This is a genomic window from Staphylococcus sp. GDY8P120P, assembly GCF_017892065.1.
Classification (GTDB): Bacteria; Bacillota; Bacilli; order Staphylococcales; family Staphylococcaceae; genus Staphylococcus; species Staphylococcus nepalensis.
Genome location: NZ_JAESKI010000012.1, coordinates 26062 through 39316, shown reverse-complemented (window position 1 = coordinate 39316; position 13255 = coordinate 26062). Strand labels below are relative to the sequence as shown.

The 13255-nt window shown below is 33.8% G+C and carries 12 protein-coding genes; 11 read left to right on the top strand and 1 reads right to left on the bottom strand.

Annotated features, from left to right (window positions below; all coding sequences use genetic code 11):
* Positions 1 to 264 precede the first annotated feature (264 nt).
* From KA900_RS08675 to KA900_RS08660, 4 genes are all read left to right on the top strand, one after another.
* On the top strand, positions 265 to 1929 hold the full coding sequence (locus KA900_RS08675) for a Na/Pi cotransporter family protein (RefSeq protein ID WP_103372479.1): 1665 nt from the start codon (positions 265 to 267) through the stop codon (positions 1927 to 1929).
* Positions 1930 to 2296: 367 nt separating this feature from the next.
* A complete protein-coding gene (locus KA900_RS08670) occupies positions 2297 to 3313 on the top strand; it encodes an MsnO8 family LLM class oxidoreductase (RefSeq protein WP_115341975.1) in 1017 nt (338 codons plus the stop codon).
* On the top strand, positions 3310 to 4641 hold the full coding sequence (locus tag KA900_RS08665; protein WP_103372477.1) for an LLM class flavin-dependent oxidoreductase: 1332 nt from the start codon (positions 3310 to 3312) through the stop codon (positions 4639 to 4641). The genes KA900_RS08670 and KA900_RS08665 overlap by 4 nt, the downstream gene beginning before the upstream one ends.
* 48 nt (positions 4642 to 4689) lie before the next feature.
* Positions 4690 to 6174, top strand: coding sequence for a YfcC family protein (locus tag KA900_RS08660; protein ID WP_210139447.1), 1485 nt, complete (start codon positions 4690 to 4692; stop codon positions 6172 to 6174).
* 105 nt (positions 6175 to 6279) lie between these two features.
* On the opposite strand, the gene KA900_RS08655 is transcribed toward KA900_RS08660, so the two are convergent.
* A complete protein-coding gene (locus tag KA900_RS08655; RefSeq protein WP_096808546.1) occupies positions 6280 to 7041 on the bottom strand; it encodes a DeoR/GlpR family DNA-binding transcription regulator in 762 nt (253 codons plus the stop codon).
* A gap of 174 nt (positions 7042 to 7215) precedes the next feature.
* Here KA900_RS08655 and KA900_RS08650 point away from each other — a divergent pair, with 174 nt between their 5' ends.
* The 7 genes from KA900_RS08650 (at position 7216) to KA900_RS08620 (ending at position 13195) form a co-directional block, all read left to right on the top strand.
* A complete protein-coding gene (locus KA900_RS08650; RefSeq protein ID WP_096808547.1) occupies positions 7216 to 8298 on the top strand; it encodes an MDR/zinc-dependent alcohol dehydrogenase-like family protein in 1083 nt (360 codons plus the stop codon).
* Between the two features lie 49 nt (positions 8299 to 8347).
* Positions 8348 to 9346, top strand: coding sequence for a dihydroxyacetone kinase subunit DhaK (locus KA900_RS08645; RefSeq protein WP_096808548.1), 999 nt, complete (start codon positions 8348 to 8350; stop codon positions 9344 to 9346).
* A gap of 11 nt (positions 9347 to 9357) precedes the next feature.
* Complete coding sequence (gene dhaL / locus KA900_RS08640; RefSeq protein ID WP_115341977.1) at positions 9358 to 9990, top strand: dihydroxyacetone kinase subunit DhaL; 633 nt, start codon at positions 9358 to 9360, stop codon at positions 9988 to 9990.
* Positions 9991 to 10025: 35 nt separating this feature from the next.
* On the top strand, positions 10026 to 10472 hold the full coding sequence (gene rpiB / locus KA900_RS08635) for a ribose 5-phosphate isomerase B (protein ID WP_210139446.1): 447 nt from the start codon (positions 10026 to 10028) through the stop codon (positions 10470 to 10472).
* A gap of 334 nt (positions 10473 to 10806) precedes the next feature.
* Positions 10807 to 12057 (top strand): copper resistance CopC/CopD family protein, encoded by a 1251-nt coding sequence (locus KA900_RS08630; protein WP_210139444.1) that lies wholly within the window; start codon positions 10807 to 10809, stop codon positions 12055 to 12057.
* A 14-nt stretch (positions 12058 to 12071) separates the two neighbouring features.
* A complete protein-coding gene (locus KA900_RS08625) occupies positions 12072 to 12653 on the top strand; it encodes a YcnI family copper-binding membrane protein (RefSeq protein WP_119488146.1) in 582 nt (193 codons plus the stop codon).
* A gap of 128 nt (positions 12654 to 12781) precedes the next feature.
* Positions 12782 to 13195: a DUF2871 domain-containing protein gene (locus tag KA900_RS08620; protein WP_096808553.1), complete on the top strand. Its 414-nt coding sequence runs from the start codon at positions 12782 to 12784 to the stop codon at positions 13193 to 13195.
* Positions 13196 to 13255: the final 60 nt, after the last annotated feature.

Sequence of the window (13255 nt, the reverse complement as noted above, 5' to 3'; positions counted from 1 at the left end):
TTCTATTCTATATTGTTAATGTTATTTTGGATAAGCATTTAATCAATATTTAGATATTTCATTAAATAGACATAATTTTTATAAATGTACATATTACTGTCAGGGTTGTAATGACGGGCTTTGAAATGCGAATAAACGCCTGTTGAAATAAGATTACAAAATTATTTAGAAATTAGATTCTAATTTTAACTAGAAATTAACATTAGCTTAACAAAAATTAGTTATAATTCACATAGTTTACAAATATTTTAAAGAGGTGTGACGATGGACTCTTCTGTAATGGAGATTATATTTACTTTTATAGGTGGATTGGGAATCTTTTTATATGGTATTAAACAAATGGGCGACGGTTTACAAGCTGCTGCTGGTGATAGATTAAGAAGTATATTAAATACCTTTACGAGTAACCCTTTGATGGGTGTACTAGCAGGTATGATTGTGACAATTTTAATTCAAAGTAGTTCAGGTACTACAGTTATTACTATAGGTCTTGTTAGTGCAGGTTTTATGACAATGCGTCAAGCTATTGGCGTCGTTATGGGAGCGAATATTGGTACTACGGTTACTGCATTTATTATAGGTATTGATATTGGTGCCTATTCGTTGCCTATTTTAGCCATTGGTGCGTTTTTAATTTTCTTTATACAAAAACGCAAAGTTAAAAATATAGGCATGATTTTATTTGGTTTCGGTGCATTGTTCTATGGTTTAGAATTAATGGGCGGTGCAGTAAAACCATTAGCTAATTTAGATTCCTTTAAACAAATTATGTTAGATATGTCTTCTAATCCAATTTATGGTGTGTTAGCTGGAACAGTCTTAACAGTTATTATACAAAGTTCAAGTGCCACAATCGGTATTTTACAAGGGTTCTTTGCTAATGACTTGATTAGTCTACACGGTGCCTTACCAGTATTGTTGGGAGATAACATTGGTACGACAATTACTGCAATTCTTGCCAGTTTAGCTGGATCATTAGCAGCAAAACGTGTGGCCTTGGTTCATGTATTATTTAATGTTATAGGCGCGACGATATTCTTAATCATCTTGCCACTATTTCAATTAGTAATTGAGTGGATGCAAGGTGCCATGAATTTAAAACCTGAAATGGTAATCGCCTTTGCACATGGTACTTTCAACGTAACAAATACACTGATTCAATTACCATTTATCTTTGTTTTAGCTTGGATTGTGACGAAATTAGTGCCAGGTGAAGATTTGAATGAAAAATATAAGCCAAGAGTATTAGATAAAAATTTAATTAATAGAGCGCCTAATATAGCTTTGCAAGAAGCACAAGATGAAATTCAAAACATAGGCAGAATGACATTCGATATGTTCGAAAACATAAAAAATTGTGATGGAAAAACAGAAAAAGAGATACTCCAAAAGCGTGCTGCTGTAGAAAGCATGTATGAAAATGTAAGACAATATTTAACTAAAATTTCAGAGAAAAAGATATCGAAACAAGATGCAGAAAGAATGTCTGTACTATTCGACGTAAATCGAACGTTTATAAAAGTAGCGAGTTTGACTGAAGCGTATTTACTAGATTTAAAGAAAAAAGAAGCAGACTCAATACAGATTTCTGAGAAGGCAGAAAGAAGTATTGAAAAATTATATAATCATGTCAATGCGTCTCTTGAAAAGACAGTTGAAATGTTTAGTGTGTATGACAGAGTTAAAAAAGATGAAATAGTAAGTTTAAGTAATGACTCTTATTCACTTGAGCATGATCTCCGAAAAAAACATATTAAGCGTTTAAGTTCAGGAGAGTGTACGTTAGAAGGTGGCTTGTTATATCTAGATATGATAGCTATCTTAGAACGTATTGGTTACCATTCAAGAAATATTTCAGAATCTATGATAGATATTGATAATATTGAAAATGAAAACGTAGTAGAACATACATTAGGATGGTCATATTAAAAAAATGACGTTGAGTTCTATAGTATATGTAAAATTTAATATTATGATAGCAAACATATGAAATCAATGTTGATTTTCATACTTTGAGAGACCCGGCCATCTGTTGTGCTTAAGAATACAAGAGCTCATTGCTCTTTGTAGGCAATCAGAGATCCAATCGGGTCTCTTTTTTTATGCAATAAAGCATGTATGGGCTAAAAATTAGTGTCGTTTTAGTATCGTCATTTATCGATAATGAGAGAGAACAATGGTCTGTGGGCATCACTTTTTAAAACATAGTAAATCGATAAGGATACTTGACAAAAACAAGAAGTACGTCTAAGATTACAATTAATATAATTTTCAGAAAATGATTGGGGGGCTGTTTATGACAGCTATAAGTATTCTTGACCAAAGTCCAATAGACGATAATGAATCAGTTAATACAGGCTTATCTAGAACCGTTGAATTAGCACAAGTAGCAGAAAAGTTAAATTATACAAGATATTTTGTGGCAGAACATCATAATATAAATGAAGTAGTGGGGACAAGTCCTGAAATATTAGTTACGCATTTATTAAATCAAACAAACCATATAAGAGTTGGTTCTGGTGGCGTTATGTTACAGCATTATAGCCCATTCAAAGTGATTGAGCAGTTTCATTTTATTAGCCATATTGCTCCAGGAAGAGTTGATTTAGGTATTGGTAAAGCACCTGGTGGTTTTCCGTTAGCTACCCAAGCCTTGCAAGAAGATATCAAGGACATACCTACATCTTTCAACGATAAATTTCATCGACTCAATCAATTTAATAATGAAACATTTTCAGAAGTAGATGCCTATTCAAATTTAAAAACAACAATCCGTAATGAAGAAATTCAGAAACCGCAAGTCTTTCTTTTAGGGGGAAGTGAGCGTTCAGCATGTTTTGCAGCTGATGAAAAAGTTGGTTTTATTTATGCTTATTTTTTAAATTCTGATCAGGCGCTTTTACACAAAGCAATCAGTACATATAAAGCCCATTATCCTGAAGGGAAAATAATCGTCGCGTTAGCTGCTGTCGTATCGGAGAACGATGAAGATAGCGCCTTAATTGAAGAAGGAAGAACAAATTATGTGTTGCATTTTAATGATGGGCGTAAGTTAACGTTAAGTAGTAAGCATCAAATTGAGGATTTTAAAAAGCAAAGTTCAGAGCATTTTGAAATAGAAGCGCAACAAATAGAAGTATTTAATGGTACAGCTGAATCAATACAACAACAGATTCAAGAATTAAATATTGATAATCACGTTGATGAGTTTATGTTTCATATGCCAGTGAAAAATCATGCATTACGTTTAAAAACATTAGAACAGTTAGCACAAATTTACAATAAAGAGAATTTGAAAGAAGGGGTAAAATGACTAATAAAAAGATAGATTTAGGAATTATGTTGAATGGCCCTGGTAGTCATATGCATGCTTGGAAATCGGATGAAGTACCTAGTGATGCAAGTACAAATTTTAATTTTCAATTGGATATCGCACGTAAAGCAGAACAAGCTGGGTTTAGCTTTGTTTTTGTAGCAGATGGGTTATATATAAATGAAAAATCGATACCACACTTTTTAGATAGGCATGAGCCATTAACTTTTTTAGCAGCACTTGCTCCGATAACAACACAAATCGGGTTAGTAGGAACTATTTCAACTTCGTACAGTGAGCCATTCACAGTTGCAAGACAACTTTCAACTATTGATAAGTTAAGTAATGGTCGTGCCGGTTGGAATGTTGTGACGTCACCTTTAGCGGGAAGTGCTGATAATTATAGTAAAGGAGATCATCCAGAACATGATATTCGGTATGATATCGCAGAAGAACATATCCAAGTAGTTCAAGGATTATGGGATTCTTACGAAGATGATGCATTTATGTTCGATGTTGAGACAGGTGAATATGTTGATAAAAGTAAAATGCATACATTAGATTACAATGGTCAATTTTTCCAAGTTAAAGGGCCTTTAAATGCGAGTCGTTCAGAACAAGGACAACCTGTTATATTTCAGGCAGGTGCTTCACCGAAAGGACAAGCATATGCTGCAAAGTATGCAGACGCCGTATTTACATTAGGGGAATCACTTGATATTGCCAAGCGTAACTATGACAGTATTAAGGATCAAGCTCAAGCGTTTGGAAGAAATCCAGAACATATTAAAGTCTATCCTATACTTGCGCCAATCATTGGAAAAGATAAAGATGAAGTAGAAGCGCGATTTAATGAAATTAAATCGTTGGCTACAATTGAAGAAGCTTTAGATTACTTAGGAAGATATTATGATCATCATGATTTCAGTCAATATGAACTCGATGCACCGTTTCCTGAATTAGGTGAAGTAGGCAAAAATAGTTTTCGTGCTACAACAGATGCAATTGCTGAACGTGCCAAATCACAAAATTTAACTTTAAGACAAGTTGCACTAGAAGAAACGGTAAGGCGTTCGCCATTTACAGGCACATATAACGAAGTTGCTGAACTGATGATTGAATGGTTTGAACAAGGGGCAGCAGATGGATTTATATTTGGCCCACATGTTTATGGAGAAATATATGATGAATTTTTAAATAAAGTATTACCTATATTAGAAGAAAAAGGTTACTATACACAATCCTATGACGGAGATACATTACGTGATCATCTTGGTATTCCTTTCAAGGAAAATAGATATAGTCATTCAAAGATAACAAATAGATAAACTTAGCGAAATGAACTTATTTTATCTCATTTTAAGGAGTGAAAAGAGATGTCTGAATATGGTGCAACTTCACATAAGCGTAGATATCAGTCGCAAAAAGAGGTTGAAAAAACCAAAATAAAAACAAAAGAAAAAAGAAAATTCGAATTACCACATGTGTTATTAATGATGTTAATGATGATGATGTTTGCATGTATTTTGACATACATTATTCCGGCAGGTGAGTTTGATACTACAAAGAGTGGCGAAATTGTGCAAGGTACTTACCATGCTATTTCACAAAACCCCGTTAATCCATTTTATGCTATTACTTTGATTTTAAACGGAGGCATTCAGTCTGCTCAAACAGTGACTTTATTATTATTTGTTGGCGGTGCTATAGGTGGTATATTGCAGTTGGATTCAGTGACAAAACTAACCAATTATATGATATATAAATTTGAACATGCTGGTGCTTTACCATTAATTATTGGGTTGTTTTCATTAATGGCATTTATAGGTTTTTTTGTAGGTGGCGACCAAATGATTGTCTTTGTTACGCTAGGCGTTATTTTGGCTAAAAGATTAAAATTAGACCCAATTATTGCGCTTGCCATGACCTTTCTCCCATTATATATGGCATTTTCTGTTTCTCCTTCAGGTATGGCAAAAATTGGGCAAATTGTTTACCCTGAAGTCGCTTTATATTCTGGGTATGGTGGCAGAGCGATTATGTATGTAGTGTTTTTATTAGTTACAATGTTATACGTTGTTTGGTATGCAAGAAGAGTCATTAAAAATCCAAACAAAAGTTTGATGAATACAACATCTTGGCAGAAGCACATGACACAATCATCAAATGATGAAATGAATATTCAAGATAGATTGATTAATTGGAGAGATGTGGTGGTTGTTAGTCTAGTCATTTTTACACCTATTATCTTAGCTGTAGGTAACGGTATGCTTAAATGGACAGAAAAATATGGTAATGGCGTATTTATAACTGTATTTGGCATTAGCTTTGTGATTGCTTACTTAGTAAAGCGTAAGCGTTCAGGTGAAATGGTAGATGGTTTTCTAGCCGGCGCCAAGCCTATGTTAGTTGTAGCATTTGCTATTATTATGGCTAATACCATTAGTGTGATTTTAGAAAAAGGAAAAATACTTAGCACAATAGTAAATGGGTTAACAACACAACTCGATGGATCTTCAGCAGGTGTCGTTTCAATTTTAATATTTTTAGTTGCGAGTGTGTTTAATTTCTTGGTACCTTCTGGTTCAGGATTAATGAGTGTTATGGTTCCGATATTACAGCCAGTGACGCACACGCTAGGTGTGAATGATCAATTACTTTTAACTTCATTATCCTTTGGAGGTGGTTTAGGTAATTTAATCACACCTACGCTCGGTGCAACAGTCGGTGCAATTGCGATTGCCAAAGCGAACTTTAGTTCGTGGTTTAAATTTATGGCGCCATTGTTTTTAATTTGGATTATAGTCGGATCATTTATATTATATGTCTTTACAAATGTTGGATGGACTGGAGGAATATAAACAGTTTCATGGATTTAATATAAAAATAAGCTGTATCGTTAGGAATTGAGTTACTTTCCTAATGGATACAGCTTATTTTTAATGTTATACGAAAGCAACCACTAACTAAACAACAGTTAATTTGAAAGGCATATTTTCTGTCCATTTTCGATTTGGTTTTTTATCAGTAATAACTTCAGTAATATCGTTAATTTTGGCAAAAGAAAGTGTGGATGAAACATCAAATTTACTTTGGTCTATAAGTGCGATAACTTTTTCGCTTTCTTGAACCATTTGCTTCTTCAATTGAACTTCTGGTAATGAGAAATCCGTTAAACCATTTTCCAATGTAAAACCATTTGCTGATAAAAAGAAATAATCGATATGATACATTTCTAAAATTTGAGAATCGATATTTCCAGTAATTGCATTTGAATCTTGGGAAACAAACCCTCCAACTACAAGTACGGTTAAATTAGGGTTTTCTTTTAGAAGTACAGCATTTTCTAAGCCATTGGTTATAACTGTAAGCTCCATAGTCGTTTCTGATATTAATTTAGCGAGTTCATAGGTAGTTGAACTTGCATCAATAAGTATACATTGTTGTGGTTCAATTTTATTTAGAGCGTATTGACTAATTTTATGTTTTTCATGATGATTTTGTGATAGGCGGTAAGAAAAGTTTAATTTTGAATTCATATTATTATTAACTTTTGCGCCACCATGTGTACGTGTGAGTTTATTTTCACTTTCTAAAAGTCTTAAATCACTACGAACAGTTGCTTCTGTCACGCTTAGATAATCTGACAACTGTTTTACCGTAGCTCGCTTATGTGACTTTATGTAAGTGTATATATGTTCCCGTCGTTCATCCGCGTACATTTTCATATGATTCACATCCTTCTTAATCTCATAGTTCAGTTTAACACAATTTTTTATAAAAAAAACAAAAGAAAGATAAAACGAAAATAAACGAAAAAATATTTGAAATAAACGAAAATGTATATTAGAATAATAACTATAAATGAAAGCGTTTCCTAAAAGAAAAAGGGGTTGTTATATATGGCAAATCAAAATTATCCAGACAAAATGAACGCAGTTGTAGCTTATGCACCAGGTGAATATAAATATGAAACTGTAGATACGCCGGTTATTGAAAATTCAAAAGAAATTATCGTAAAAGTTGAAGCATGTGGTATTTGTGCAGGAGATATTAAAGCATATGGTGGGGCGCCAAGCTTTTGGGGTGACGAAACACAACCGTCTTATATCAAAGCACCAATGATACCAGGTCATGAGTTTATTGCACGAATTGTAGAAAAAGGCGATGACGTGACTGACTTTGACATAGGCGATCGTGTGATTTCTGAACAAATCGTACCATGTTGGGAATGTAGATTCTGTAAACGCGGAGAGTATTGGATGTGTGAAAAACACGATTTATATGGCTTCCAAAATAATGTGAATGGTGGCATGGCAGAATACATGAAATTCACTAAAGAAGCAATTAATTATAAAGTACCTGAAGATTTACCGATTGAAAAAGCAATTCTTATCGAACCATATGCTTGTAGTTTACATGCCGTACAACGCGCAAACATCAAGTTAGGAGATTTTGTTGTATTATCTGGCGCTGGGACACTTGGGTTAGGTATGATTGGGGCTGCCAAAAAATCAGGCGCTGAAACATTGGTAGTACTTGATATGAAAGATGATCGTTTAGAATTGGCTAAGCAATTTGGTGCTGACATTGTAATGAATCCATCTAAAGTAGATGTTGTAAAAGAAATTAAAGAGATGACAGAAGGTTACGGTTGCGATACTTATATTGAAGCAACTGGTCATCCTAAATCTGTTGAACAAGGATTAAGCGCTATAAGAAAATTAGGGAGATTTGTTGAGTTCTCTGTATTTGGTGATCCAGTAACAGTTGATTGGAGTATTATCTCAGACCGTAAAGAACTAGACTTAATGGGTAGTCATTTAGGACCTTACTGCTATCCACTTGTGATTAATGGCATACAAAATGGAGATTTTCCAACTGAAGGGGTCGTGACACATCAACTACCACTTAAAGATTTTGAAGCAGGTTTTGACTTAATGAAAAAAGGAGATAAATCATTAAAAATTGTTCTTGTACCTTAATACAGCTAGGCAATATAAGAGATCAGAGAGTTAAAAGGAGAGAATTTAAATGAAAAAGATGATTAATAATCCTGATGACGTCATAGATGAGCTAATGACGGGATATTTAATTGCTTATCCCGAATATATAAGACGTTCAAACCTACATCAAAGGGCGTTAATTGGTAAAAAACGTCATCCTGATCGTAAAGTGAGTATATTAATTGGTGGTGGTTCAGGACATGAACCTGCTTTCCTAGGCTATGTAGGACAGGGTATGGCGGATGGCGTGGCAGTAGGTAATATATTTGCCTCGCCTTCTCCAATCCCTATACAAGCTGTAACAAGAGAAATTCATGATAATCACGGTGTTTTATACGTTTATGGTAATTACGCAGGTGATTTAATGAATTTCGAGATGGCGAGTGAAATGACAGAAATTGAAGATGATATTGAAACAGCAGTTGTTATTGGAAATGATGACGTTGCTTCCGCAAAAGAAATCGAAGAAAGACGAGGCATAGCAGGAGAATTACTTGTTTATAAAGCTGCAGGCGCAGCTGCTGATTTCGGCTATGGCTTAGAAGAAGTACGTCGTATTGCACAACTTGCAAATGACAATACACGTTCAATGGGTATTGGTTTAAGCCCTTGCTATTTGCCACAAACTGGCAAGCCTAGTTTCGATTTAGAAGACAATGAAATGGAAATCGGTTTAGGACATCATGGAGAACCAGGCATTGAAAAAACAACGCTACGTTCAGCTAAAGAAACTGTACAAGTTATGATGCAAAATATATTGAAAGAAAATATTTATCAATCGAATGATGAAGTTGTGGTGTTAGTGAATGGCTTAGGTGCAACGTCACAAATGGAATTATATATTATTAATAAAGAAGTAGATGAAATATTAAAAGAAAAAAATATTAAGACTTATAAATCGTATGTAGGTAATTTCATTACATCAATGGAAATGGGTGGATTCTCGGTGACATTGATGAAGTTGGACGACACGTTGAAATCTTGTATAGACCATCCAGTTGATTGTCCAAATTTTAAAGAAGTCTAGGAGGAAGCAAAATGACATTAACGAGTGAAGCATATAAATCATTTATCCTAGCGTTAACGACGTTGTTTGAGGAACAAAAAGATAACCTTTGTGAATTAGATAGAAAAATTGGTGATGGTGATCATGGCGTCACTATGAATATTGGTTACCAAGCTGTAAAAAATACAATTAATAATGAATTGCAAGAACAAGATGATATAGCCAAAATTAGTGTTGCGGTAGGTAAAAGCTTTTTAGATGCAGTAGGATCATCTGTAGGTCCACTATATGCATCAGGTTATCTTAAAGCTGCAGTCGCAGTGAAAAACCAAACTGAATTAGACGAGCCAGGCTTATATCAATTTTGGATTGCATTTAGTAAAGGTATTAAAGATAGAGGTAAAGCTGAGATCGGTGATAAAACGATGATTGATACACTTGAACCATTCTATCTCGCTTTAGAGGATGCTCAATCTCAAAATATACAATTTAAAGATGCTTTTAACACCGCTTTAGAGAAAGCTAAAAAAGGGATGGAAAGTACGAAAGATATCGTTTCAAATAAAGGGCGCTCCAAACGACTTGGTCATCGTTCACAAGGTCATGTTGACCCCGGCGCAATGTCCGCCTATCTCATGCTAGACACATTTAAATCATATGTATAAGAGAGAAGCAATAAATATTGGAGGAGGAATTTAAAATGAAAATAGCAATTGGTGCAGACCACAATGGTTATGAATTGAAAGAAGCGGTTAAGTCACATGTCGAAAAATTAGGGCATGAAGTTGAAGATTTTGGTTGTCATCAATGCGCAGAAACAGATTACCCAGATGTTGCTGCTGAGGTAGGTAAAAGTATCCAACAAGGAAACAATGAACGCGGCATCCTTATTTGTGGTACAGGTATTGGTGTATCCATTACTGCCAATAAGTTAAAAGGTATTCGCGCGGCATTGGCACATGATTACTATTCTGCTGAACGAGCACAATTAAGTAATAATGCTCAAATTTTAACAATGGGTGCACAAATTATAGGTGTGGAAGCTGCTAAAAAGAATGTTGAAGCTTACCTTAACGTAAGTTGGGAAGGCGGATCGCAACGTAAAGTGGATAAAATCGCCCAAGTAGAACAAGGCGAAAATAATTAAGTTATAATGGAGCTAATCATATCTATCATTTAAAAATAATACTAAATGTTTTTGAAAATGAATATATCAGAATGTAAGTATATTTTATTCGGCGAGACAATGAAATCTTTTTAGCAAAATGAGATTTTATTGTCTCGCTTTTTTATATCGTTTATAAGTTGTAAAATATAAACTTTTACAATAGTTATAATAAAATTTCACTTTTAATAAACGGAAACAACTATATTTAAATTATAATTATTTGTCTAAAAAATGACAAAATTATATTTATATTGTGAATGGTTGTTTTCTTTAATATTATAAATACTATAATCTTTTTAAAAGGGGGATGAACATGCAATTTACATATAAATTCTCTAAAACCTCGTGCTTTGTGTTTATAATTATATTGATATTAGGGATATTTATGTTTTCACAACAGGCCGCTGCGCATGCAACGTTGGAGAAAGTCACGCCATCACATAATAGCGTCGTAGAAGAAACGCCAAGTGAAATCGAATTACAATTTAATGAACCAGTACATGCCAAATATTCAAGTATTCAAATTTATGATGATAACGGTTCCGAAATTACTGAAGTTAAACCAAGCACATCTGGTTCTTCAGACACATTAACTTTTCCAGTTAAAGATTTAAAAGAGGGCACACATAGTATCTATTGGCATACGATGTCAGCTGATGGCCATGAAATTAGTGACCAATTTGAATTTTCGGTTGGAAAACAAACAGCAAATGGCATTGATACAACGCCTCCGTTTTATGAACAGCCAGATGTTTGGTTTGGCGTATTGCGTTTTATATCAGAAGGTTTACTAATAACATTAGCTGGCTTTTATCTGGTTAATCAACTAGCAAAAAGACTACGATTACCTCAATTTAATTTACAAACATATACTGCACCAGCGATTTGGGTATTAGTGATGCTTTCTGTAATTACTGTTTTAATTTATATGATGACCTTGTCTTCTGATGTGATCTCAGATGTGTTAAGTTTACAAAAATCAACTTTACTCCAAACCCCATTTATATTAGCAATGGTTGCAGTTATTGTATTATTAATTTTTTTTACAATAAAAAATATGGTCTCTGGTTGGTACATATTAGCACCAATTCTTATACTCATTGCGCTTAGTATGTCTGGGCATGCTTGGTCACAAACCGTACCACTATGGTCTATTATTATAAGAACAATTCACATAATAGGCATGTCATTCTGGCTAGGTGCGTTAATTTATTTAATTGTCACTGTGTTGAGTAAAGCACAATTTGATGTAAAACAAATGAAATCCTTTTTATTCAAGTTAAATCTTGGTGCTGTGACAGCTATTGTTGTTTCAGGTATCCTGATGTCCATCGATCAAACGAATATATTAACACTTTGGCAAAATATTCAAACTTGGAGTGTGTTATTAATTGTTAAAGTCGTACTTACAGTTGTGATGATGCTTCTAGGTTTTTATCAAACAACTAAAGCACTTGGGAAATATCAGCACACGAATAAATTTATATTATTTGGTGAACTGAGTATAGGTATCATACTCATATTAGTTGGTGTAATCATGAGTCAATTAAATATTCCAGGATAAGGAGCTTATAAATAATGAAAAAACAATTAATTTTAGCTATCGTAGCTTGTTTTACCGCTTTAATATTTTCTAAAAGCGCAGAGGCACATGTGACATTGAACCCTGACACGAGTGAACCAGGTTCTTATGAAAAATATGATGTTAGAGTACCAGTAGAAAAAGAATCTAACACTACAAAAATTGAATTGAAAGTTCCTAAAGGTGTAAACGTTGTGGGCGTAGCACCGCATGAAACATTTGACCATAAATTAACAAAAGATGATGATGGGAATATTACAAAAATTACTTGGACAGCTAAAGGTAAAGGTATAGGACCAAATGAATTTGTAGATTTACCTATCCAAGTAGCCAACCCTCAAAAAGAAGGCGAGTTTAAGTGGGAGGCTTATCAAACTTATGACGATGGAGAAACAGTTAAATGGGACGGAGACGAAGATGCTGAAAAGCCTTCTCCAGTAACGAAAGTATCTGAAAATGCTGATGTTGAATCTGAAAGTAGTCAGTCCAGTAATGATTCGATGGCTTTGTGGATTATATCTATCGTAGCTATTATTTTATCGTTAATAGCCATTTTTAAAAAATCACGTAAAGCATAATAATTAGAATGGTAATGAGCGTAGGGCAAGGATTGACTTTTGCTCTACGCTCTTTTTTATTATGTTTGATGAATTGTCACTGTAATTTGTAAAGATTTGTCTTATAATAATTTTGAGGAGGATTTTGAATGCGCAGAATACTGTATGCTTTTTTAATTTATACAATTTTAGGATTGCTTAGTGGTTTTTATTATCGCGAGCTAACACTTGCCTATGATTTTACAGGGGATACACAGTTAGTAGTTGTGCATACACACACACTTATATTAGGCATGTTTATGCACCTTATCTTATTACCAGTAGCTAAAGTGTTTAAATTAAGTAGTTACTATTTATTTAATTGGTTCTTTATTGTGTATAATCTAGGGGTCTTAGCTACTATAGGTATGATGTTTACAAAAGGAACATATCAAGTAATGGGGCTTACAGTGCCAGATTCATTTGCAGGATACGCGGGTATGGGTCATACAATTTTAACAGCTGGTTTTATTTTACTATTTTTCTTACTTAAAAATGCAATTATTAAAAACCCTAAAAATTAAGTGCTTATAAAAATTAGGCTCTAAACTAATTGATTATATCTTTAATAAAGACAAAAACGC

Bases quoted from the DNA above. Each gene is read 5' to 3' on its own strand.
- KA900_RS08675 (WP_103372479.1), top strand. From the start codon at position 265: ATGGACTCTTCTGTAATGGAGATTATATTTACTTTTATAGGTGGATTG.
- KA900_RS08670 (WP_115341975.1), top strand. From the start codon at position 2,297: ATGACAGCTATAAGTATTCTTGACCAAAGTCCAATAGACGATAATGAA.
- KA900_RS08665 (WP_103372477.1), top strand. From the start codon at position 3,310: ATGACTAATAAAAAGATAGATTTAGGAATTATGTTGAATGGCCCTGGT.
- KA900_RS08660 (WP_210139447.1), top strand. From the start codon at position 4,690: ATGTCTGAATATGGTGCAACTTCACATAAGCGTAGATATCAGTCGCAA.
- KA900_RS08655 (WP_096808546.1), bottom strand. From the start codon at position 7,041: ATGAAAATGTACGCGGATGAACGACGGGAACATATATACACTTACATA.
- KA900_RS08650 (WP_096808547.1), top strand. From the start codon at position 7,216: ATGGCAAATCAAAATTATCCAGACAAAATGAACGCAGTTGTAGCTTAT.
- KA900_RS08645 (WP_096808548.1), top strand. From the start codon at position 8,348: ATGAAAAAGATGATTAATAATCCTGATGACGTCATAGATGAGCTAATG.
- dhaL (WP_115341977.1), top strand. From the start codon at position 9,358: ATGACATTAACGAGTGAAGCATATAAATCATTTATCCTAGCGTTAACG.
- rpiB (WP_210139446.1), top strand. From the start codon at position 10,026: ATGAAAATAGCAATTGGTGCAGACCACAATGGTTATGAATTGAAAGAA.
- KA900_RS08630 (WP_210139444.1), top strand. From the start codon at position 10,807: ATGCAATTTACATATAAATTCTCTAAAACCTCGTGCTTTGTGTTTATA.
- KA900_RS08625 (WP_119488146.1), top strand. From the start codon at position 12,072: ATGAAAAAACAATTAATTTTAGCTATCGTAGCTTGTTTTACCGCTTTA.
- KA900_RS08620 (WP_096808553.1), top strand. From the start codon at position 12,782: ATGCGCAGAATACTGTATGCTTTTTTAATTTATACAATTTTAGGATTG.